Here is a 21,533-nt window from a genome sequence, read left to right on the forward strand (position 1 = left end):
CGTGACCGGCAGCGGCGTTCAACGCCTGCTGTTCGCGGCGTTGCTCTGCCTGTGGCTCGCCCTGGCAGGCGCCCACGCCCGTGCCGCTGCGACGCCTGGCGTCATCGACGCGAGTTCGGTCGAGGCCACGCTCGAACCCGACGGCCTGCCGGTGCAGCAGCGCCGCGTGCAACTGCCCTTCCGCTGGGACCACGAGTTCCCCGGCCGCGGAGGCAAGGCAACCTACCGCATCGAACTGCCCTCCGCCGCGGTGCCGGCCGACGAACCCGCGGCCCTGCTGATGTCGGGCGCGGGCAACCAGGTGGCGATCTCGTTCAACGACGCGCTGGTGGCCAGCTTCGGCACGCTGGGCGTGCCGAAGCACGACGCGACCAAGAGCAACCTGCTGGTTCCGGTTCCGGCCGTGCTGCACCGTACGGGGCAGCCGCAGTCGCTGGTCGTGCGCACGACCATCCAGCGCCAGCGTGGCGCGGGGCTGGCCAGCGTCCAGTACGGCACCGAGGCCTCGCTCGCGGTGCTCTATCGCGAGCGGCAAGGCTGGCGCAACACCTCGGCCATCGTGTATGCCGTCAGCCTGCTGCTGATGGGCGGCATTGCCGGCGGCCTGTGGCTGCGCCAGCGCGATGCGCTCTACGGCTGCTTCGCGCTGGCCGCGCTCTCGGGCGTGGCGCGCAACCTCGACCGCGTGTGGCCCGACGTGCCGATTCCCTGGCCGCTGTGGGGCGCGGTGGTGGCGGTCTGCTACGCCTGCCACATCGGGCTGATCGCGCGCTTCGTGCTGCTGGTGCTCGAGCGCAACCCGCCGTGGCTGGTGCGATCGATCCACGCCGCGCTCGCGCTGTCGGTCACGCTGGCCTGCGCCTCCTTCGCGTTTGCGCGGCCTTCGCTGTGGACCGCCGGCCTGGTCGTCCTGCAGCTGACCAGCATCGTCTGCCTGCCCTACGTGGTGTATGGCGCGCTGGTGGATCGGCGGCGCATTGCCGGCGTGCTGATGGCGGCGGGCACGCTGGCCATCCTGGCCGGCGCGCACGATCTGCTGCTGGTGCGCATGGGCCTTTTCGGCGGCGCCGACTTCACTCTGACGGCGCACGCGATGTTCTTCTTCGTGATGATCCTGGCCGGCCTCGTGGTCGAGCGCTACAGCCGCACCGTGGCCGACTACCGCGCACTCAACACCAATCTCGCGGCGCGCGTGGCGGAGCGCGAAGATCAGTTGCGCAGTGCCTTCGAAACCGTGCGCCAGCAGAATCAGGAACAGGCCGTGCTGCTGGAGCGCCAGCGCATCATGCGGGAGATTCACGACGGCGTGGGCTCGCAGCTGGTGGGCCTGCTCAACGTGGTGACGCAGGCCAGGCCGGACCGCGCCGTGATCGAAGAGCACGTGAAGCTCGCGCTCGACGAAATGCGCATGGCCGTCGATTCGCTGCAACCCACGCACGACGACCTGCCGACCGTGCTGGCCACCCTGCGCTACCGCTTGCAGCCGCGGCTCGACGCAGCCGGCATCGAGCTGGTGTGGGACGTGGAGGTCATTCCGCCGCTGGAGCCCTTCGCCGCACGGGCGGCCCTGCAGCTGCAGCGCATCTTGCTCGAAGCCTTCACCAACGTGCTCAAGCACGCGGCAGCCACGCGCATCGTGATGCATGCGAGCTGGCATGGCGACGAGAAGCCGTCGCTGGTGCGCATCGTGCTCACGGACAACGGGCGCGGCCTGCCGACTGCGCCAGCCGGTGGTGGGCACAGGGGACACGGCATTGCGAACATGCATGCGCGAGCCCAGTCCATCGGCGCGCGGCTGCAGATCGAAACGGTGGACCCCGCATCCGGGGGAGCGCGCATGCAGCTCGACTGGCCCTGCGCACGGGCCTGAGGCGCTTCTTTCAGCGCAGCGCGAACGCCAGCGTCACCGCCCCCAGCGCCAGCAGCCCGAGGCCGGCGATGAAGACCATTTCGCCCCAGGCTTCGAGCCGCGCACCCGATCTGCGGGCGCGCATCGAGATGAAAGACAAAAGCGCGCTGGCCAGGAAGACCAGCGCGTCGAGGGCCAGCAGACGATCGATCAGCAGCCGCATGTCGTCGCGCGGACCGAGATGCCCAATCGACATCACGGTCATGCACACGCCGATCATGGTGGCCGACGTGGGCAGGATGTGCGCCGAGAGGCCGCCGGCCGGCGAGCGTTCGTGGATCACTTCCAACTGCAGCTTGCCTGGCGGCTTCATCGGGCCGTCGTCTCTTCGGTCAGCCGATGCGAACCGGCACGAAGATCTTGTCTTCGCCGCGCTGGATCAAGAGCGCCACCGACTTGTTGCTGGCCTTCGCCACCACCTCACGCACCTGCTCCACGCTCTGCGCCGGCGTGCCGTTGATGGCCAGCAGCACGTCGCCCGCCTGCACCCCGGCCTGCGCCGAGGGACCGGCCGCGTCTTCGATCAGCAGCCCGTTCTCGACAGCGGCCTCGCGCTTTTCCTGCGGCTGCAGCGGACGCAGCGCCAGGCCCAGCTTGCCTTGGCCCACGTCGGCATCGGCCTTCGCGACCTTGACGGGCTTTTCGCTCGCATCGCCAAGCTTGGCCTGCAGCTCCTGGCGTTCGCCCTGGCGCCACACTTCGAGCGTGACTTTCTTGCCCGGCGCCTGCTGGCCGATCACCGCGGGCAGGTCGCCCGAGGAGACGATGGCCTGGCCATCGACCTTGCGAATCACGTCGCCCGCCTTCAGGCCGGCCTTGTCGCCGGGGCCGCCCTTCTCGATGTTCGAGACCAGCGCGCCTTCGGGCTTGTCGAGCTTGAACGAATCGGCAAAGGCCTGGTTCACCTCTTGCACCGCCACGCCGAGCCGGCCGTGTGTGGCCTTGCCGGTCGCGACGATCTGGTCTTTCACCTGGATCGCCACGTCGATGGGAATGGCGAACGACACGCCCTGGTAGCCGCCGCTGCGGCTGTAGATCTGCGAGTTGATGCCGACCACTTCGCCGCGCGTGTTGAGCAGCGGGCCACCGGAGTTGCCGGGGTTCACGGCCACGTCGGTCTGGATGAAAGGCACGTAGCTGTCGTCGGGCAGCGAGCGGCCCTTGGCGCTTACGACGCCTGCCGTCACGGTGTTCTCGAAACCGAAGGGCGAGCCGATGGCCAGCACCCATTCGCCGACCTTCAGGTCCTTGGTGTTGCCGAGTGCGAGCACGGGCAGGTTCTTGGCGTCGATCTTGAGCACCGCGATGTCGGTCTTGGCGTCGGCGCCGAGCACCTTGGCGCGGAATTCGCGGCGGTCGGTCAGCTTGACGGTGACTTCCTTCGCGTCCTTCACGACGTGGGCGTTGGTGATGATGATGCCGCTGGGGTCCACGATGAAACCCGAGCCCTGCGCACGCACCGGCACTTCGCGCTGCTGCTGTTGCTGGCCGCGCGGATTGATCTGGCCCTGGAAGCGGCGGAAGAACTGGAACATCGGGTCATCGGGGTCGACGCCCTGGATCTCGGCGGCAGCCTCGTCGTCGGAGGCCTTCATGGTGCCGGTCACGCTGATGTTGACCACGGCCGGGCCGTCGCGCGAGGTGATGGTCGAGAAATCGGGCAGCGTGACCATGGCTGCGGGCGCCACGGCGGTGGCATTGGTGGTCGGCGTGCCCACGGCACGGGCGCTGGTGTAGGCACCGGCACCAACGGCACCGATCACGCCCGCGCTCGCCAGGGCAATCACCAGGGCGCGGGGCGAAGTCAGACGGGAGTTCATTTGTCGGTTCCTTTCAGGGCGCTTGGGCGCCAAAACGATGAAAGGAATGTCGTCGGTCTGACTTAAGCGCCGCTTAAACGGCGCGGCCCCTGCAAAGGGGCTCAGGCACGCGCGGGAAAGCGCACCAGCACGCGCAGCCCGCCGAGGCTCGGCGACTGGTCGAGCGCCACCGTCGCCCCATGCAGGTCGGCAATCGACTTGACGATGGCCAAGCCCAGGCCGCTACCGGGCGCCTGCGTTTCGCCCGAGCGATAGAAGCGGTCGAGCACGCGCTCGCGTTCGTCGGGTGGCAGGCCCGGCCCGCTGTCGTCCACGGTGAGCTCGGCCGCGTCGCCCTGGCGGGCGATGCCGATGTCGACGCGGCCCTCGATGGGCGTGTACTTGATCGCGTTCTCGAGCAGGTTACGCAGCAACATGCGCAAGGCCTCCGACTGGCCGTTGACCACCGCCGCATCGGCATGCGCAATGCCGATGTCGATACCCCGCGCCTGCGCTGCCGCTACGGCGTCGGAGACCGCGAGCCGCGCAACCTCGGACAGGTCGACCGGCTCGGGCTTCGCGCCGGCCGCCATGCTGGCCTCGTGCCGGGCCAGCGCGAGCATCTGCTCGACCAGCCGCGTGGCGCGGTCGATGCCCGCCACCAGGCGGCTCACGGCGAGGTCGCGCGACGCATCGTCGGGCGCGCGCTGCAGGCCCTGCACCTGCAGCTTCAATGCGGCCAGCGGCGAGCGCAACTCGTGCGCGGCATCGGCGACGAAGTGCTTCTGCGCATCGAAGGCGTGGCGCACGCGGTCGAACAGCAGGTTCAGCTCCTGCACCAACGGGCGCACTTCCTCGGGCAGGTTCTCCTCGCTCACCGGCGACAGGTCGTCGGCCTGGCGCGATGCCACCTGCTTGCGCACGCGCGCCACGGGGGCGAGCGACCGGCTCACGACCCACCACACGACCAGCATCAGCAGCGGCGCCATCAGCGCCACCGGCGCGATGGTGCGCAGGGCCAGCGTGCCGGCCATGTGGCGCCGCGCCGCCATGTCCTGCGCCACCTGGATCACCAGCCCGCGCGTCTGCATCGAGAACACGCGGTAGGTGGTGCCGCGCGCGTGCACGTCGGCAAAGCCGAGCACCGCAAGCTGCGGCAGCGCAGCCTCTTCGGCGGATTCGAAGATGCGCACGCCTTCGGCAGTCCACACCTGCACGACGAAATCGAAGTTCTGCTCGCCGGTGCCGATACCGCCCACTGCCGCACTCGGCGGAAGGCCTGCGCGCAGCGAGAGCGCCATCTGCTGCATGTGGTAGTCGAAGATGTCGTCGGCCTCGGCGAGTACCGTGCGGTAGGCCACCAGCGCCTGCGCCCCCGCGGCCAGCACGATGGCCGCGAGAAGAAACCACAGTAGCCGTGCGCGCAGCGATCCGGTCAGCGCCCACTTCATACCTTCGGCACCATGTAGCCGACGCCTCGCACGTTGCGGATGAGTTCAGCGCCAAGCTTCTTGCGCAGGCCGTGCACATAGACCTCGACCGCGTTGCTGCTGATCTCGTCCTTCCAGCTGTAGAGCTTTTCCTCGAGCTGGGCGCGCGACAGCACCATGCCGGGCCGCGCGAGCAGAGGCTCCAGCACGGCCCATTCGCGTGCCGACAACACCACCGGCTGGCCGGCCACCGTGACCTCGCGGGTTGCCGGGTTGATGCTCACACCCATGTGCTCGTACACAGGCTCGGCGCGCCCTGCCGCACGGCGCAGCAAGGCGCGGATGCGGGCCAGCAGTTCGTCGAGGTCGTAGGGCTTGAGCACGTAGTCATCGGCACCGGCGTCGAGGCCTTCGATGCGCTGCTGCACCGAGTCGCGCGCGGTGGCGATCAGCACCGGCATGCGCTGCTTGCGCGCTCGCAGATTGCGCAGCACCTCGAGGCCGTCGCGCCGCGGCACGCCGAGGTCGAGCATCACAAGGTCGTATTGCTGGGTGCGCAGAGCCGATTCGGCGGCTTCACCGTCTTTTACCCAATCCACCGCGTACTGCTCGGCACGCAGCAGGTCGAGCACTGCTTCGCCGATCATCACGTCGTCTTCTAGAAGGAGGAGTCGCATGGTTGTGTCCGTTTCCGGGGGTTCGAGGCGCGGGCCGCGGCCAAAGTTCAGATCAGAGCAACGAGCGGACTTCGCGTGCGGCTTCGAACAGCAGCGGCAACATGTCGCGCTGCAGGGTCTCTTCCTGATAGCGCGTGCCAGACAGCACCACGTTGAGCGCGGCCACCGTGTGGCCTTGCATGTCGCGCAGCGGTACCGCCAGCGCCTGCACGCCGAGCTCGTGTTCCTCGCTGGCAAAACAATAGTCGTCCTTGCGCGTGCGGGCAATCAGCTGCCGCAGGCCGCGCGCCTGCGTCACCGTGTTGGGCGTGAGCCGCGCGAGGTGACGGCCCTTGAGCCATTGCGTGAACTGGGTCGGCGCCAGCGCCGCCAGCAGCACGCGGCCGGTGGAGGTGGCATGCGCAGGCAGCCGCGCACCAAGGTGCAGGCCATAGGCCAGCACGCGCGTCGGCGTGCCGTAGCTGCCGCTGCGCGCGACGATGACCACTTCTTCTCCATCGAGCACCACGGCCGAGAACGACTCGCCGGTCTGCGCCGCGAGCCGGTTCAGCGTGGGCTGCAGCGCGCGCGGCAGACGCGACGATGCGAGATAGCTGCCCGAGAAGCGCAGCACCTTCGGCGCCATCCAGAAATAGCTGCCGTCGGTTTCCAGATAGCCCAGGTGGGCCAGCGTCAGCAGGTGCCGGCGGGCCGCGGCTCGCGTGAGGCCGGCACGCTCGGCGGCCAGCGTGGCGTTGAGGCGCTGGCGCTCGGTGTCGAAGCTTTCGAGCACTGCCATTCCCTTGGCGATGCCCTCGATGAAGTCGGCTTTGGCGATGGTCATGCGTCGGTGGTTCGTCGTCTGGTCGAAGTGTTGCGCGATCATCGCGCACGCGTTCGCATGATCGCACAGAGCCTCGCGAGCCACCGCCACAGACAGCCGCATGCGGCCTACGCTCCACGAAACCCTCTCGGAGACACGAACATGCGCACCCAGGTCGCGATCATCGGCGCCGGCCCCGCCGGCCTACTGCTCGGGCAGCTTCTGCACAAGGCTGGCATCGACAACGTCATCGTCGAACGCCAGAGCGGCGACTACGTGCTGGGCCGCATCCGCGCCGGCGTGCTGGAACAGGTCACGATGGACCTGCTGGCGCGTGCCGGCGTCGACACCCGCGCCAAGGCCGAAGGGCTGCCGCACGAAGGCATCGAGCTGCTGTTCAAGGGCGCACGCCACCGCATCGACATGCACGGCCTCACGGGCGGCAAGCAGGTGACGGTGTACGGCCAGACCGAGGTAACGCGCGACCTGATGGAAGCGCGCACGGCCGAGGGGCTCACCACCATCTACAGCGCGGCGAACGTCAGCCTGCACGACTTCGATTCGGGCAAGCCACGCGTGCGCTACGAGAAGGACGGCCAGACGCACGAGATCGAATGCGACTTTATCGCCGGCTGCGACGGCTACCACGGCGTGAGCCGCGCGAGCGTGCCGGCCGATGCGATCCACACCTACGAGAAGGTCTACCCCTTCGGCTGGCTCGGCGTACTGGCCGACGTGCCGCCGGTGTCGCACGAGCTGATCTACGCCAACACCGAACGCGGCTTCGCGCTGTGCAGCATGCGCAGTGCCACGCGCAGCCGCTACTACGTGCAGGTGCCGACCGAAGAGCGCGTGGAAAACTGGAGCGACGAGGCCTTCTGGAACGAACTGCGCGCCCGCCTCGACCCCGAGGCGCGCGAGCGGCTGGTGACGGGGCCTTCGCTCGAAAAGAGCATTGCGCCGCTGCGCAGCTTCGTCGCCGAGCCGATGCGCTTCGGCTCGCTGTTCCTGGCGGGGGATGCGGCGCACATCGTGCCGCCGACAGGCGCCAAAGGACTGAACCTCGCCACGGCCGACGTGGGCTATCTATCGCGCGCGTTCGAAATCTTCTACAGCGAGAAATCAGCCTCGGCGCTGGACCGCTACTCTGACCTGTGCCTGCGCCGCGTCTGGAAGGCCGAGCGCTTCTCGTGGTGGTTCACCTCGCTGATGCACCGCTTTCCGGAGACGGGCGCCTTCGGCCAGAAGATCCAGGAGGCCGAGCTCGACTACCTGGTGCATTCCACCGCCGCCTCCACCGCTCTGGCGGAGAACTACGTCGGCCTGCCGCTGGAAGACTTCTAGGCGGCCGCCGAAACGGCACGCCCTTCAAGCGCGGCCTTCATGGCCGCACCGCCCTGCTCCATCATCGGCCCGATGTAGGCCGCCATGGCGTCAGGCAGCACGTCGGTGATCCAGACGAAGCGCGAACGGCCCGCACCTTCCTCGAACACCTGCGCCGTTGCGTGGTGATGTGCGGCTTGCCCGCCGGTGACGGTATAGGCCAACCGGCGATGGGCATCGTCGACGCCAACCAGCACTTCGCGCGCGACAAGCCCGTTGGCAAAAGTGAGGATGCGAGCACCCTCGGCGTCGATCGTGCAGGCGGTGAGAAAGCCCGGCGCGAGCCGCGTATGCACCGCGCTGAAGTCGCGCAGCGCATCCCACACCTGAGCTGCATCTGCTTCGACGATGATTTCCTTGTAGACCGTGGCCATGGCAAACCTCGCTTCAGGGACAGACCGCCTCGACGTTGTTGCCGTCGGGGTCAATGAGAAAGGCCGCGTAGTAGGTCGGGCTGTAGTCCGGCCGCGGGCCCGCGCCGCCGTTGTCGGTGCCGCCCGCTCTCAGGCCGGCCTTGTGGAAGGCGGCCACGGCCTCGTGATTCGACGCGCGGAAGGCGATGTGGGTGCCGGGCCCTTTCGCTCCCTTGGCCGCGTAGAGCCACAGCGCGGGCTCGTCAGCCGGGCCGATGCCGGCATAGCTTTCGTCGTGCGGGCCCGGCACGTGGCCTAGCGGTGCGAGCGCGGCTTCGTAGAAGCGGCGGCTCGCGGCGAGGTCTTTGACTTTCAGTCCGATGTGGTCGTACATGATGGCTTCCTGCTCGATGGGTGGATCAGGCGGTCATCATGGAAGAGCTCGGCAATGCGGTCTTGGAAAATCTTGCGGTCGCCCTGGGCGGCCTTGCGGAAGCTGCCGGGCGACACGCCGGCCGCGCGATGAAAGGTGCGCACGAAGTTGCTGAGGTCGGCAAAACCCACGTCGAGCGCGACCTCGGTCACGGGCCGGCTGTCGTCGTCGGCCAGCAGGCGTGCGGCATGCCGAAGGCGCGAGCGCACGAGGTACTGGTGCGGCGTGACGCCCAGCACCTGCGAGAACAGCCGCAGGAAGTGGAAGGAACTCAGGCCGGCCTCTGCGGCCGCGCCGTCGAGGCCGATGTCGTGCTGCGAGTGGGCGTCGATCCACATCGCGGCATCGACCGCACGGCGGCGGTCGCGTGGTACAGCAACGGGCGCGGTCTTAGGTTTGGTTCGGTCGGACACGACTTCGACGAAGCGGCTCGCGAACCACATGCCCAGCTCGTCCAGGCCAACGTCGCTCTGCCCATCAGCCGCGGCCTGTGCGAGTTCACCGATGACCACGAGTTCGGCCAGGGGCGGCAGGCCGCCGGTGCGCCAGGTCTTCCGGTCACCGCCGATCAGGTCGACGAAACCCGGCGACAGGTGAAAGGCCAGGCATTCGTCGCCGCAGACATGGTGATCGTGCGTGCAGACGTATTCGTCGCCCGGGCAGCCGACCAGCACAGAGCCGGCGACCAGCTCGTAGGCATGGCCGCGCGTGCGGTAGCCGAAGCTGCCCTTGCGCACATACGAGACCGAATAGCCTTCGTGCAGCTCGGTGAAGGGCTGCGCGTCGGGGCCCGCGTCGCAACGGTAGCTGGAAACGCGGATCGGGTCGGTCTGCAGTTCGGTGGTGACGAGCATGGCTTGCGCCTTTCAGGTCCCCGATGCGGTGTGACGCTCAGTCGATGGTCTGCATCGCCTGCCACACGCGCGCGGGGCTCAGCGGCATGTGCAGGCGTGGAGCGCGCGTGGCCAGGCCGTTGCGCGCGAAGGCGTCGGCCACCGCATTCACGATGGCCGGCGTGGCGCCGATGGTGCCGAGCTCGCCCACGCCCTTCACGCCCAGCGGGTTGTTCTTGCAAGGCGTCGATTCGTCCATCTCCATGTTGAACATGGTGTCGACGATGTCGGCGCGCGGGGCCGCGTAGTCCATCAGGCTGCCGGTGACGGGCTGGCCGGTTTCGTGGTCGTACACCACTTGCTCGTACAGCGCCTGCCCGATGCCCTGCACCGCGCCGCCTTCGAGTTGGCCGCGCACGATCATCGGGTTGATGACGCGGCCCACGTCGTTGACCGAGCTGTAGGCCACCACGCTGATTTCGCCGGTGGGCGGATCGATCTCGATCTCGCAGATGTGGCAGCCGTTGGGCCAGGTCGGGCCGGCCACGGTGCTGGTGGAGTCGACGAAGATTTCGCGCTCGGGCTGCTTGGCGGCGAGCGCGAAGAGGTCGAGTTCAAGGTCGGTGCCGGCCACGTTGAAGACGCCGCGGCTGTAGACGATGTCGTCGATGGAGGCCTCGAATTCCTGCGCGGCCAGCTCGCGCGCCTTGTCGATGGTGCGCTCGGCACCGATGCGCACGGCCGAACCACCCGTGAACAGCGAGCGCGAACCGGCGCTGCCGAAGCCGTCGCCGCGGTCGGTGTCGCCGAGCACCACGCGCACCTTCTCGATGGGCACACCGAATGCATCGACCGCCAGCTGAGCCAGCGAGGTGGCAATGCCCTGTCCCATGGCATTGACTGCGGAAAACACCTCGATCACGCCATCGGCCTGCACCGAGACCGTGACGCGCTCTTCGAACACGTTGCCGCCGGTCCATTCGAGAAACGTGGCAATGCCCAGGCCGCGGTGCTTGCCCTTGCTGGCCGACTCGGCCGCGCGGGTCTCGAAGCCCTGCCAGTCGGCGAGCGTCAGCGCCTGGTCCATCACCGACTCGAAGTTGCCGGTGTCGTAGGTCTGCGCCATCGGGTTCTTGTACGGCATCTGCTCGGGGCGGATGAAGTTGCGGCGGCGCAGCACGATGCGGTCGATGCCAGTCTGGCGTGCGGCCTCGTCCATCAACCGCTCGATGGTGAAGATGGCTTCGGGGCGGCCAGCGCCGCGGTAGGCACCGGTGGGCGCGGTGTTGGTGAGCACCGCCTTGAAATGGAAGTCGATGGTCTGGATGTCGTAGACGCTGGTCTGCACCCAGGGGCCGATCAGAAGCTGGATCGCGACGCCGGTGCCGGTGGCGTACGCGCCGACGTTGGCCAGGGTCTTGATGCGCAGGGCCAGGATCTTGCCGCTGGCGTCGAGCGCCATTTCGGCGCGCGCCTCGATGTCGCGGCCGTGCGCGCTCGAGAGAAATTCCTCGCTGCGGTCAGCCACCCACTTCACCGGCCGGCTGACTTGCAGCGCGGCGAAGGCGACGGCGATGTCTTCGGGATAGGCGCCGGTCTTCATGCCGAAGCCTCCGCCAACGTCGCCCACCACCACGCGTACCTTTTCCTTGGCAAGGCCGATGGCGGCGCAGACGGAATCGCGAACGCCGGAGGGCATCTGCGTGCTCATGCGGATCATGAGTCGGCCGGTTTCGCCGTCGCGCACCGCGAGCACGGAACGCGGCTCGATCGTGAGGGCGACCACACGCTGGTTGTTCACGTCGAGCGCGACCACATGGCTGGCCTTGGCGAAGGCGGCGATCGCGGCTTCGCTGCTACCGTGGCGCATTTCGGCGGCTACGTTGCCGGAGGCTTCTTCGCACAACTGCGGCGCGCCGTCAGCGGTGGCGCTTGCGAGGTCGACCACCATGGGCAGGTCTTCGTAGTCGACCACGATAGCCTCGGCGGCATCGCGGGCCTGCTGCACCGTATCGGCCACCACGGCGGCCACTGCCTCGCCGACGAAGCGTGTGCGCTCGTGCGCGATGGCGTAGCGCGGCGGGCTGGCGCTGTCGCTGCCGTCCGCACGCTTGAAGCCTGCGGCGCCCGGCATGGGCTTGACGCCGGCCTCGGCCATTTCAGCACCGGTGATCACGCGCAGCACGCCGGGCATGGCGGCGGCGGCGCCGGTGTCGATCGAGACGATGCGTGCGTGCGGGTAGGAGGACCGGAGGAAAACGAGATGCGCCTGATCGGGGAGCGTGACGTCGTCGGTGTAGCGGCCGGCGCCTGACAGGAGGCTTTCATCTTCGAGGCGGCGTACCGCCTGGCCGCTGCCGAAGCGCGTGGGATTGGGTTCAGTGGTCAACGTACGTGGTCCTCTTGTGCTCATCCCCGGCGTGTGTGCGGGCCTGCCTGATTTGCGTGGGTCTGCGAATGCAAGCTGCGCACTATAGGGTTTCCGGCGGGTTTTGTGGTGCCGTGGCGTGTGAGCCGAACCCTTGTGGCGGTGTCGGCGGTGTGCGATTTTCGCCCAACTGGATTGGTGTTGGTGAAGCCGTGTATACCTATGCCCATGCGACAACTGCCCTGGCTCGAACCCGGAGATGCCCTGCCCGATCCTGCATCGGCCTGGGGCATGGCCGACCCCGTCCCCGGCCTGCTGGCAGCCGGTGGCGCACTCGATGTCGATACTTTGATGCAGGCCTACGGCAACTGCGTCTTCCCGTGGTTCAGCGAAGACCAGCCGATCCTCTGGTGGAGCCCGGACCCTCGCATGGTGCTGCAGGTGGCGGAGTTCAAGCTCCATCGCTCGCTTCGCAAGACCCTGACGCGCTTTGCACAGACGCCGGGTTGCGAGGTGCGCATCGACCACGATTTCGCGGCCGTTATCAAGGCCTGTTCGGGCTCGCCGCGCGTGGGCCAGTCAGGCACGTGGATCGTGCCGGACATGGTGAAGGCCTATACGAATTTGCACCATGCCGGCCACGCCCACAGCGTTGAAACCTGGATCGACGGCGAGCTCGCGGGCGGGCTTTACTGCGTTGCGCTGGGCCGCGCGGTGTTCGGCGAGTCGATGTTCACCCGCCGACCGGACGCTTCGAAGATTGCGCTGGCCGCGCTGGTGTCGCTGTGCCGGCATTCCGGCGTGCAAATGATCGACTGCCAGCAGAACACCGCCCACCTCGCGAGCCTCGGCGCCCGCGAGATGGCGCGCAAACGCTTCGTCGCGCACGTGGCCCGGGCGCGACAACAAGAGGGCCCACGGTGGCGATTCGACCCCGTATACTGGTCCGAACTCCTTTCCGCGCGACCTCTTTCCCCGACGTGACGCACCTCAAGGATCTCCCGCTTCACACGCTGCAGTTCTACGCGACGGCGCCCTACCCCTGCAGCTATCTGCCGGACCGGCAGGCCCGCTCGCAAGTGGCCACGCCCAGCCACCTGATCCACAACGACGCCTACTCCGACCTGGTGCTCAGCGGCTTCCGGCGCAGCGGCATGTTCACCTACCGCCCCTATTGCGACGGCTGCCGCGCATGCATCCCGCTGCGCGTGCTGGCCAACGCCTTCAGTCCCACGCGCAGCCAGCGCCGGGCGCTGAAACAGCATGCCGATCTGCAGGCGCGCGTTCTCAAGCTGTGCTTCATGCCCGAGCACTACCAGCTCTACCTGCGCTACCAGAACGGCCGCCATGCGGGCGGCGGCATGGACCACGACAGCATCGACCAGTACACCCAGTTCCTGCTGCAAAGCCGGGTCAATTCGCGGCTGGTGGAGTTCCGCGAAACGCTGCCCGACGGCAGCGCCGGTGCGCTCAGGATGGTGTCGATCCTCGACGTGCTGAACGACGGCATCTCCGCCGTCTACACCTTCTACGAACCCGAGACCAGTGCGGGCTACGGCACCTACAGCGTGCTCTGGCAGATCGAACAGGCCCGCAAGCTGGGCCTGCCGCACGTCTACCTCGGGTACTGGATCGAACACAGCCCGAAGATGAACTACAAGGCGCGTTTCTCCCCGCACGAAGTGTTGGTGGATGGGCATTGGCAGGCATCAGGCAATTTCACAAGGTAAAATGGCGCCCGGTCATCACCGCAAAGCGCCATGAGAAAAAACCAATCCGACATCCCCGCCGTTCCCGTGATCCAGGTGATCGAGCGCATGTTCGCGCTGATCGATGTCCTGGCATCCCGTGAGGAGGCTATTTCGCTGAAGGAGATCAGCGAAAAGACGGGGCTGCACCCGTCGACCACGCACCGCATCCTCAACGACCTGGCGGTCGGTCGTTTTGTCGACCGACCTGAAGCTGGCAGCTACCGGCTAGGCATGCGCCTGCTGGAACTGGGCAATCTGGTCAAGGGCCGGCTCAACGTGCGCGACGCCGCCCTGGGCCCGATGCGCGAGCTGCACAAGCTGACGCAACAGCCCGTCAACCTGAGCATGCGCCAGGGCGACGAAATCGTGTACATCGAGCGCTCCTACAGCGAGCGCTCAGGCATGCAGGTGGTGCGCGCCATCGGCGGCCGTGCTGCCCTGCACCTCACCTCGACCGGCAAGCTCTTCCTGGCAGCGGATGATCCGCAGCGCGTGCGCAGCTACGCCACGCGCACGGGCCTGGCCGGCCATACGCGCAACAGCATCACCCAACTGCCGGCGCTGGAGCGCGAACTGTCGAAGGCGCGCCAGTACGGCATCGCCCGCGATAACGAAGAGCTGGAGTTGGGCGTGCGCTGCATGGCCGCCGGTATCTACGACGACCAGGGCAAGCTGGTGGCGGGCCTGTCGATCTCCGCACCGGCCGACCGGCTGGACGAAGGCTGGCTGCCCAAGCTGCAGGCCACGGCCAATGAAATCTCGGGTGCGCTAGGGTTCAAGGACGGCACGGCTGCAACACCGTCGCCTTCGGGCAGCACCCCGCCAGCAGGCGCCTGACCAGGGAGGGAGCCAATCCCCAAAAGCAAACAGGCCCTGCGAAGGGCCTGTTTTTCGTCAGGGGCTGGCGATTTGCCGTTCAGCCTGCGACTTGATAGGCGGCATTGCGCGACGAAGCTGCCGGCGAACCAACGCCGTGCGTGGCTTCCACCCAGCGGCGAACCCGCTCGGCGTCCGCAATGCGGCTGAACTTGCCGGCCGAATCCAGGAACACCATGATCAGCTTGCGCCCGGCGACCTTTGCCTGCATCACGAGGCATTGACCGGCTTCAGAGATGTAGCCCGTCTTCTGCACGCCGATTTCCCAATCGGGGCTCTTCACGAGGCGGTTGGTGGTGTTGAACTGCAGCACCCGGTTGCCGACTTCGACCTGGTATTCAGGCGAGGTGGACAGCGAACGCACCGTGGCATCGGAATAAGCGGCATTGACCAGCAGTGCCAGGTCTTGAGCGCTCGACTGGTTGCTGCTCGACAGGCCGGTGGGCTCCACGTAGCGCGTGTCCTTCATCCCGAGCATCTTGGCCTTGGCGTTCATGATGCTCACGAAGGTCGTCAGGCCACCCGGGTAGGTGCGGCCCAGCGCGTGCGCAGCACGGTTTTCGCTCGACATCAGCGCCAGGTGCAGCAGTTCGCCGCGCGACAGCGTAGTGCCGACCGTCAGACGCGAGCTGCTGCGCTTTTCAGTGTCGACGTCATCCTGCGTGATGGTGATGAGCTCTTCGTTCGGCAGATGGGCTTCGCTGATGAGCAGGCCGGTCATGAGCTTGGTGAGCGACGCAATCGGCAGCACGGCATGGTCGTTCTTGCTGAACAGCACTTCGTGCGTGTCCTGGTCGATGACCAGCGCGACGCTCGACTTCAGGTCGAGCACGTCTTCGGTGCCATGCAGGCCGGCCATCTGGCCAAAGGACTGACGCGGGGGCGCCTCGACGACGCGAACCACCGAGCGGCGCTGCACGGCCACTACGGTCTTGCCATTTCTCTTGTGGATGGTGGCCACGACATTGCGGCCACCGCGAACGACCTTCTCGGCGCGTTCGCTCTTCTCGGCACGGCCGCCGCGCTTGGCGACAACAACGGGCACAGGACCACGAGCGGTCTTGGACGAAGCGGCGTTGCGCTTTACCTCGACCGGCACCGGACCCTTCGCCTTCTTGGCGACGGTGGTCTTGGCGGCAGCGGGCTTTTCTTTCTTGGCTGCCTGGGCGCCAGGCAGCAAAAACGCCGTGGCGCACAGCGCGACGGCGATGAATTTGAACGCGGGTAGAAACCGCTGGCTGGAAACTCGGCGTAGACGGGCTTCGGGCATTAATAAATCTCCAGCGGCGACAAACGAGGACCGCAGTGTATCCAAATCAAAAAAAGCACGCAATATCAGTTACTTGCATCCTCTTCTTCGATCGAATACCAAGGATCGCCTGAAAACCTAACCTTGTGCCGCAACTCTCTCAGCTTGGCTCTGTAACTTGTTGAGCGCACTCAAATAAGCCTTTGCCGAAGCAACCACGATGTCCGGGTCTGCACCCACACCGTTGACCACCCGCCCTGCGTTTTGTAACCGGACTGTAACTTCTCCCTGGCTTTCCGTCGAGCCACTGATGGCATTTACAGAGTAAAGAACCATCTCGGCGCCGCTCTTGACATGCGACTCGATGGCCTTCAGGGAAGCATCAACCGGGCCATTCCCGTCGGATTCGCCGGTGACTTCCTTGCCCTGGACGGTGAATACGACCTTCGCCTGGGGGCGCTCGCCGGTTTCGCTATGCTGGGAGAGAGAGACGAAAGCAAACTGCTCACCAACGTTCGACACCTCTTCCGCGCTGACGAGCGCGAGGATGTCCTCGTCGAAAATCTCGGACTTGCGGTCGGCCAGCTCCTTGAAGCTCAGGAACGCGGCATTGATGTCGCCTTCGCTGGCCATGGTCACGCCCAGCTCCTGCAGGCGCTGCTTGAAGGCATTGCGGCCGCTGAGCTTGCCCAGCACGATCTTGTTGGCCGTCCAGCCCACGTCCTCGGCACGCATGATCTCGTAGGTGTCGCGCGCCTTGAGCACGCCATCCTGGTGGATGCCCGAGGCGTGCGCGAAGGCGTTGGCGCCCACCACCGCCTTGTTGGGCTGCACCACGAAACCGGTGGTCTGGCTGACCATGCGGCTCGCGGCCACGATGTGCTGGGTGTCGATGCGCAAATCGAGCCCGAAGTAGTCCTTGCGGGTCTTCACCGCCATGACGACTTCTTCGAGCGAGCAGTTGCCCGCGCGCTCGCCCAGACCGTTGATGGTGCATTCGACCTGGCGCGCGCCGCCAATCTTCACGCCGGCCAGCGAATTGGCCACGGCCATGCCGAGGTCGTTGTGGCAGTGCACCGACCAGATCACCTTGTCGCTGTTGGGAATGCGCTCGCGCAGCATCTTGATGAAGTTGCCGTAGAGCTCGGGAATGGCGTAGCCGACGGTGTCGGGCACGTTGATGGTGGTGGCACCCTCGTTGATCACGGTTTCGAGCACGCGGCACAGGAAGTCAGGGTCGCTGCGATAGCCGTCTTCGGGGCTGAACTCCACGTCGGCCATCTGGTTGCGCGCGAAGCGCACGGCCAGCTTGGCCTGCTCATGCACTTCATCGGGCGACATGCGCAGCTTCTTTTCCATGTGAAGCGGCGAGGTCGCGATGAAGGTGTGGATGCGTCCGCGGGCCGCGCCCTTGAGGGCTTCGGCCGCGCGCGCAATGTCGCGGTCGTTGGCGCGCGAGAGGCCGCACACCGTCGAGTCCTTGATGGCATTGGCAATCGCCTTCACGGCCTCGAAGTCGCCGTTCGAGCTGGCGGGGAAGCCTGCCTCGATGACGTCGACCTTCAGCCGCTCCAGCAGCTTGGCAATACGCAGTTTCTCGTCGCGCGTCATCGAGGCGCCGGGCGATTGCTCGCCGTCGCGCAGGGTGGTGTCGAAAATAATAAGTTGGTCGGTCATCGTGGGTCTCCGTTGTTCATCCCCCCACGCGCACCCGACCAAGGTCGGCGCGGCAGCGTCAGGCGACTTCAACCGCTGATTGTGCTCCGTGCGCGCCACGGGTCCGTGCACGCTGCACGCCCGAAACAATCGCTTTCAGCGACGCCGTGATCACGTTCGCATCGATGCCCACGCCGAACAGCGTCTGGCTTTCGTCGACGCGCAGTTCCAGGTAGGCCACAGACTTCGCATCGGCACCTGCGCCAATGGCGTGCTGGTGGTAGTCCATCACGCGCACCGTGTGGCCGGTGGCCTTGCTCAGCGCCTGCGTGAAGGCGTCGATGGGGCCATTGCCGCGGCCTTCGATGGCGTGGACTTCACCGTCCCACGGCAGGTCACCGCGCAGCACCACGGAGGCGTTGGCGCCCTCGCCTTCTTCCTCGATCACGCGGTTCTGCAGCGACTGCGCGGTTTCGATGCCGTACTCGCGCACGAACAGCTGCCAGAGGTCGGCGGCCGTAAGCTCCTTGCCGGCGACGTCCATCACGCGTTGCACGGTCTGCATGAATTCCATCTGCAGGCGGCGCGGCATCTCGATGCCGTACTCGCTCTCAAGCAGGTAGGCCATGCCGCCCTTGCCGGACTGGCTGTTCACGCGGATCACGGCTTCATAGCTGCGGCCCACGTCCTTCGGGTCGATGGGAAGGTACGGCATGTCCCAGATGTCGCCTTCCTTGCGCGCGGCAAAGGCCTTCTTGATCGCGTCCTGGTGCGAGCCCGAGAACGAGGTGTAGACGAGGTCGCCTACATACGGATGGCGCGGATGTACCGGAATCTGGTTGCAATGCTCGACCGTGGTGCGGATCTCGTCGATGTTCGAGAAGTCGAGCTCGGGCGAAACGCCCTGCGTGTAGAGGTTGAGCGCAACGTTCACGAGATCGAGGTTGCCGGTGCGCTCGCCATTGCCGAACAGGCAGCCTTCGATGCGCTCGGCGCCGGCCATCAAAGCCAGTTCGCCGGCAGCGGTGCCGGTGCCGCGGTCGTTGTGCGGGTGCACGCACAGCACGATGGAGTCGCGGCGCGCGAGGTTGCGATGCATCCACTCGATCATGTCCGCGAAGATGTTCGGCGTGGAATGCTCGACCGTGGTTGGCAGGTTGATGATGCACTTGCGCTGCGGTGTCGGTGCCCAGACCTCGGTCACCGCATCGACTACGCGCTTCGAGAACACGACGTCGGTGCCCGAGAACATTTCGGGCGAGTACTGGAAGGTCCACTGCGTGTTCGGCTGCTTGGCGGCGAACTCGTTGAACATGCGCGCATGACTGCTGGCGAGTTCGACGATCTGGTCTTCGTCCATGTTGAGCACCACGCGGCGCATCACGGGCGCAACGGCGTTGTAGAGGTGCACGATGGCGCGCGGAGCGCCCTGGAGCGATTCAAAAGTACGCGCAATGAGGTGGTCGCGCGCCTGCGTCAGCACCTGGATCGTCACGTCGTCGGGAATACGGTCTTCCTCGATAAGCTTGCGCACGAAGTCGAATTCGACCTGCGACGCCGAGGGAAAGCCGACTTCGATTTCCTTGAAGCCGATGGCCACAAGGGTCTCGAACATGCGCATCTTGCGCGCGATGTCCATGGGCTCGACCAGCGCCTGGTTGCCATCGCGCAGGTCGGTCGACAGCCAGATCGGCGCCTTGGTCAGCACGGCATCGGGCCAGGTGCGGTCCTTGAGGCCGATCGGGGCGAATGCGCGGTATTTGCTTTGAGGTTGCTTGAGCATGTCGATTTCTCTGAGATGGTTGGTGATCAACCAGCAACCCCAAAAACAAACGGCCCGTTGCTGGTGCGAACGGGCCGTGGTGAGGGATTTGCGCGTGCGCTACCGTCTCCGCCCGTGAGGGAGGGCTAGTAGGGCCAGCAGCGAAATCTTGGTCATGAGGGTTGCGAATGTAGCACAAGCCACCGGGTCAGTTATGCAAACCCCGTTCGTCGGGCTCTTCCGTCGAGGTGCTGATAACGCTGGCCGGCTGCCCCTTGGCCTTGCGCCACGCATAGACCACGTAGCCGCTCAGACCATAAATGACGAACAGGCTGAACAGCACGGTCGGCGGATGGATGTTGATGACGGCGATGCCCAGCGCGATCAGCACGATCACCGCGAAAGGCACGCTCTTCTTCATCTGGATGTCCTTGAAGCTGTAGAACGGCGCGTTGGTGACCATCGTGAGGCCCGCGTACAGCGTGAACCCGAAAGTGACCCAGGTGATCTGCGTCCACGAGAGATACAGCACCTCACCACCTCGTTTGCCCCATTCGTTCACGAGCCAGATGAAGCCCGCCACGAGCGCAGCGGCCGCAGGCGACGGCAGGCCCTGGAACCAGCGCTTGTCGACCACGCCGGTGTTGACGTTGAAGCGCGCGAGCCTCAGCGCCGCGCAGGCGCAGTACACGAAGGCCGCAATCCATCCCCAGCGGCCCAGGCCCTTGAGCGACCATTCGTAGGCGATGAGCGCGGGCGCCGCACCGAACGACACCATGTCGGACAGCGAATCCATCTGCTCGCCGAACGCGCTCTGCGTATTCGTCATGCGGGCAACGCGCCCGTCCAGGCTGTCGAGCACCATCGCGGCGAACACACCGAGCGCCGCGAGGTCGAAGCGCGCGTTCATGGCCATCACGACCGAATAGAACCCGCCGAACAGCGCCGCCAGCGTGAACAGGTTCGGCAGGATGTAGATACCCTTGCGGCGTTTGCGCGGCTGCACATCGTCGGGGAGCGTGTCGTCATGCATTGAATTTGCCTCCGTCCCTCATGGGCACTGCGCGAGCAGCTATCCATTCGATAGCATCTTGATCTTTGAATCGCATGGCTCGCAGTGTAGTTCAGGGGCTGCGTCGCCCCCGTCAAACAAAAGGGCCACCGCAACGGGTGGCCCTTGGGAAACGGGTGCCGAAGCACCCTTCTGACTCGCAGATCAGTTGCGGGTCTGGTCGACCAGCTTGTTCTTCTTGATCCAGGGCATCATCGCGCGCAGCTTTTCGCCGACGACTTCGATCTGATGCTCGGAGTTCAGGCGGCGGCGGCTGATCAGCGTGGGGGCGCCGGCAGCGTTTTCCAGCACGAAGCTCTTGGCGTATTCGCCAGTCTGGATGTCCTTCAGCACTTGCTTCATGACCTTCTTGGTCTCTTCGGTCACGACGCGTGGGCCGGTGACGTACTCGCCGTATTCGGCGTTGTTCGAGATCGAGTAGTTCATGTTGGCGATGCCGCCTTCATAGATCAGGTCGACGATCAGCTTCAGCTCGTGCAGGCATTCGAAGTACGCCATTTCGGGCGCGTAGCCGGCTTCCACCAGCGTTTCGAAACCGGCCTTGATCAGCTCGACCGTACCGCCGCACAGAACCGCTTGTTCGCCGAACAGGTCGGTCTCGGTTTCTTCGCGGAAGTTGGTCTCGATGATGCCGGCCTTGCCGCCGCCGTTGGCGGTGGCGTAGCTCAGCGCGAGGTCACGCGCCTTGCCGGTCTTGTCCTGGTGCACGGCCACGAGGTGGGGCACGCCGCCACCCTGGGTGTACGTGCTGCGCACGGTGTGGCCCGGGGCCTTGGGAGCGACCATCCACACGTCGAGGTCGGCGCGCGGCTGAACGAAGCCGTAGTGCACGTTGAAGCCGTGCGCGAAGACCAGCGAAGCGCCTTCCTTGATGTTCGGCGCGACGTCGTTCTTGTAGACGTTAGCGATCTGCTCGTCGGGCAGCAGGATCATCACGACGTCGGCGGCCTTCACGGCGTCGGCGACTTCGGCGACCTTCAGGCCGGCCTTCTCGACCTTGGGCCACGAAGCCCCGCCCTTGCGCAGGCCGACCACGACCTTGACGCCGCTGTCGTTCAGGTTCTGCGCGTGCGCATGGCCTTGCGAGCCATAACCGATGATTGCCACCGTCTTGCCCTTGATGAGGCTCAGGTCCGCGTCTTTGTCGTAGTAAACCTTCATGTGTATCTCTCCTAAAAAA

The 21,533-nt window shown here is 66.2% G+C and carries 19 protein-coding genes; 5 read left to right on the forward strand and 14 right to left on the reverse strand.

Annotated elements, in window-relative coordinates:
* The first annotated feature begins 1 nt into the window (after window position 1).
* Window positions 2–1,870, forward strand: coding sequence for a sensor histidine kinase (locus ACSFBF_RS05425; protein ID WP_435465325.1), 1,869 nt, complete (start codon window positions 2–4; stop codon window positions 1,868–1,870).
* A 10-nt stretch (window positions 1,871–1,880) separates the two neighbouring features.
* Here ACSFBF_RS05425 and ACSFBF_RS05430 read toward each other — a convergent pair whose 3' ends face one another.
* The 5 genes from ACSFBF_RS05430 to ACSFBF_RS05450 form a co-directional block, all read right to left on the reverse strand.
* Window positions 1,881–2,222 carry a hypothetical protein gene (locus ACSFBF_RS05430; RefSeq protein WP_435465326.1) on the reverse strand — a complete coding sequence of 114 codons (342 nt, stop codon included), beginning with the start codon at window positions 2,220–2,222 and terminating at the stop codon, window positions 1,881–1,883.
* Between the two features lie 19 nt (window positions 2,223–2,241).
* Window positions 2,242–3,729 (reverse strand): DegQ family serine endoprotease, encoded by a 1,488-nt coding sequence (locus ACSFBF_RS05435; protein WP_435465327.1) that lies wholly within the window; start codon window positions 3,727–3,729, stop codon window positions 2,242–2,244.
* A gap of 101 nt (window positions 3,730–3,830) precedes the next feature.
* Window positions 3,831–5,159, reverse strand: coding sequence for an ATP-binding protein (locus ACSFBF_RS05440; RefSeq protein WP_435465328.1), 1,329 nt, complete (start codon window positions 5,157–5,159; stop codon window positions 3,831–3,833).
* On the reverse strand, window positions 5,156–5,815 hold the full coding sequence (locus tag ACSFBF_RS05445) for a response regulator (RefSeq protein ID WP_093054459.1): 660 nt from the start codon (window positions 5,813–5,815) through the stop codon (window positions 5,156–5,158). Before ACSFBF_RS05445 ends, ACSFBF_RS05440 begins: the two co-directional genes overlap by 4 nt.
* A 52-nt stretch (window positions 5,816–5,867) precedes the next feature.
* Complete coding sequence (locus ACSFBF_RS05450) at window positions 5,868–6,638, reverse strand: IclR family transcriptional regulator domain-containing protein (RefSeq protein WP_435465329.1); 771 nt, start codon at window positions 6,636–6,638, stop codon at window positions 5,868–5,870.
* Window positions 6,639–6,779: 141 nt separating this feature from the next.
* Between ACSFBF_RS05450 and pobA the strand changes: the two genes are divergently transcribed.
* Window positions 6,780–7,961 carry a 4-hydroxybenzoate 3-monooxygenase gene (gene pobA, locus ACSFBF_RS05455; RefSeq protein WP_435465330.1) on the forward strand — a complete coding sequence of 394 codons (1,182 nt, stop codon included), beginning with the start codon at window positions 6,780–6,782 and terminating at the stop codon, window positions 7,959–7,961.
* Here pobA and ACSFBF_RS05460 read toward each other — a convergent pair.
* The 4 genes from ACSFBF_RS05460 to ACSFBF_RS05475 are packed head-to-tail and all read right to left on the reverse strand — an operon-like array spanning window position 7,958 to window position 12,008.
* Window positions 7,958–8,374 (reverse strand): SRPBCC family protein, encoded by a 417-nt coding sequence (locus tag ACSFBF_RS05460; protein ID WP_435465331.1) that lies wholly within the window; start codon window positions 8,372–8,374, stop codon window positions 7,958–7,960. The genes pobA and ACSFBF_RS05460 overlap by 4 nt on opposite strands.
* Before the next feature lie 13 nt (window positions 8,375–8,387).
* Window positions 8,388–8,747, reverse strand: a complete 360-nt coding sequence (locus ACSFBF_RS05465) for a VOC family protein (RefSeq protein ID WP_435465332.1) — start codon at window positions 8,745–8,747, stop codon at window positions 8,388–8,390.
* Window positions 8,726–9,640: an AraC family transcriptional regulator gene (locus tag ACSFBF_RS05470; protein ID WP_435465333.1), complete on the reverse strand. Its 915-nt coding sequence runs from the start codon at window positions 9,638–9,640 to the stop codon at window positions 8,726–8,728. Before ACSFBF_RS05470 ends, ACSFBF_RS05465 begins: the two co-directional genes overlap by 22 nt.
* A gap of 37 nt (window positions 9,641–9,677) precedes the next feature.
* On the reverse strand, window positions 9,678–12,008 hold the full coding sequence (locus tag ACSFBF_RS05475; RefSeq protein WP_435465334.1) for a xanthine dehydrogenase family protein molybdopterin-binding subunit: 2,331 nt from the start codon (window positions 12,006–12,008) through the stop codon (window positions 9,678–9,680).
* A gap of 207 nt (window positions 12,009–12,215) precedes the next feature.
* Between ACSFBF_RS05475 and aat the strand changes: the two genes are divergently transcribed.
* From aat to ACSFBF_RS05490, 3 genes are read left to right on the forward strand one after another with little or no spacing between them, the layout of a single operon-like run.
* Window positions 12,216–12,971: a leucyl/phenylalanyl-tRNA--protein transferase gene (aat, locus tag ACSFBF_RS05480; RefSeq protein WP_435465335.1), complete on the forward strand. Its 756-nt coding sequence runs from the start codon at window positions 12,216–12,218 to the stop codon at window positions 12,969–12,971.
* The gene (locus tag ACSFBF_RS05485; protein WP_435465336.1) at window positions 12,968–13,717 is read left to right on the forward strand and encodes an arginyltransferase; all 750 of its coding nucleotides are present in this window, start codon (window positions 12,968–12,970) and stop codon (window positions 13,715–13,717) included. The genes aat and ACSFBF_RS05485 overlap by 4 nt, the downstream gene beginning before the upstream one ends.
* 30 nt (window positions 13,718–13,747) lie before the next feature.
* On the forward strand, window positions 13,748–14,575 hold the full coding sequence (locus tag ACSFBF_RS05490; RefSeq protein ID WP_093054436.1) for an IclR family transcriptional regulator: 828 nt from the start codon (window positions 13,748–13,750) through the stop codon (window positions 14,573–14,575).
* 79 nt (window positions 14,576–14,654) lie between these two features.
* Here the strand turns inward: ACSFBF_RS05490 and ACSFBF_RS05495 are convergent, their stop codons facing one another.
* The 5 genes from ACSFBF_RS05495 to ilvC all read right to left on the reverse strand — a co-directional run bounded on the left by ACSFBF_RS05495 (window position 14,655) and on the right by ilvC (window position 21,514).
* Window positions 14,655–15,884 (reverse strand): serine hydrolase, encoded by a 1,230-nt coding sequence (locus ACSFBF_RS05495; protein WP_435465337.1) that lies wholly within the window; start codon window positions 15,882–15,884, stop codon window positions 14,655–14,657.
* Between the two features lie 117 nt (window positions 15,885–16,001).
* Window positions 16,002–17,540: a 2-isopropylmalate synthase gene (locus ACSFBF_RS05500; RefSeq protein ID WP_435465338.1), complete on the reverse strand. Its 1,539-nt coding sequence runs from the start codon at window positions 17,538–17,540 to the stop codon at window positions 16,002–16,004.
* Window positions 17,541–17,598: 58 nt separating this feature from the next.
* Entirely contained in the window at window positions 17,599–19,302 is a 1,704-nt protein-coding gene (gene leuA, locus ACSFBF_RS05505) for a 2-isopropylmalate synthase (RefSeq protein WP_435465339.1), read from the reverse strand.
* Window positions 19,303–19,489: 187 nt separating this feature from the next.
* Window positions 19,490–20,314, reverse strand: a complete 825-nt coding sequence (pssA, locus tag ACSFBF_RS05510) for a CDP-diacylglycerol--serine O-phosphatidyltransferase (protein ID WP_435465340.1) — start codon at window positions 20,312–20,314, stop codon at window positions 19,490–19,492.
* 183 nt (window positions 20,315–20,497) lie between these two features.
* Window positions 20,498–21,514 carry a ketol-acid reductoisomerase gene (gene ilvC, locus ACSFBF_RS05515; RefSeq protein WP_093054428.1) on the reverse strand — a complete coding sequence of 339 codons (1,017 nt, stop codon included), beginning with the start codon at window positions 21,512–21,514 and terminating at the stop codon, window positions 20,498–20,500.
* Between the last annotated feature and the right edge of the window lie 19 nt (window positions 21,515–21,533).

The organism is Variovorax nivicola, assembly GCF_051216475.1.
GTDB lineage: Bacteria > Pseudomonadota > Gammaproteobacteria > Burkholderiales > Burkholderiaceae_C > Variovorax.